Annotated in this window: 1 protein-coding gene; it reads left to right on the top strand. The window is 62.3% G+C overall.

The features are described 5' to 3' along the window. Nucleotides 1–356 precede the first annotated feature (356 nt). A partial coding sequence (locus BHE97_RS19950) for an FIST N-terminal domain-containing protein (RefSeq protein ID WP_140400283.1) occupies nucleotides 357–812 on the top strand: 456 nt, incomplete at its 3' end.

Raw genomic sequence — 812 nt, 5'->3', positions numbered from 1 at the left:
CATTCGTTACTGCCATGTCGCTCGTGTAACCAAGTCGCCGGGTGAATGCTTGAAAATCTGGTACCGCTGCTCGAACGAGCGATACGGTCTGTGGGCTTCCCATCGCCAGAGCTTTAAGGGCTAGGACCCCCGTCAAGCCCGGTTGCTGCGGCCGCCTTGCGAGAACCCCCAGCAGCGAGGTGGTCGCAGCGACCGGGATCGGCGGGGGTGGTTTGCGCTTAAGATACCGGGGATGGTCGGCTTCCTCGTCCTTTTCCTAAACCTTTGGCGAGGCGATCCGTTGCTGAAGACGTGCGCTCGGCTGCGTGGTGGTTGGCCTATTGCGCACGATTGCACGGCGCGTTTCCAAGTCACCTATGGCCATATTCGCTCATACTTCCGTAAGCACGACCGCAGATTCCTTACAGGCGGGACGAGAATTGGGTCAGACGCTGGCCACGCAGGGCCGCGAGCTGGAGCTCGTGCTGACATACCTGACCATGAACCACGATCACGCTGCGTATCTACGTGGACTGCGTGAGGCACTCGGAGAACGAGTGTCGGTGCTAGGGTGTTCAGCGCAAGGAGTCGTGGGACGCAACTTCGTGCGCGAGCAGGGCTACGCCGCCGGGGTGCTAGGGCTCGGGGGCCTAGGCGCGTCGGCGGCTATGGTCGAGGACATTTCAGCGGATTCTTCCGCAAAAGGTGAACAGCTCGGCCGCGCCTTGCTCGCGCAGCTCTCCGCTCCTCCGAAAGCCGTGGTGCTCCACTACGACGCGCTGTGTGGCGTCGACCCCGAGCGTTTCGTCGCTGGCTTGTACCGCGTCGTGGAG

This window comes from Aeromicrobium sp. PE09-221 (assembly GCF_002174305.1).
Taxonomy (GTDB): domain Bacteria; phylum Actinomycetota; class Actinomycetes; order Propionibacteriales; family Nocardioidaceae; genus Aeromicrobium.
Note: the sequence above shows the minus strand (reverse complement) of the source record. Positions and strands in the feature narration are given on the sequence as shown.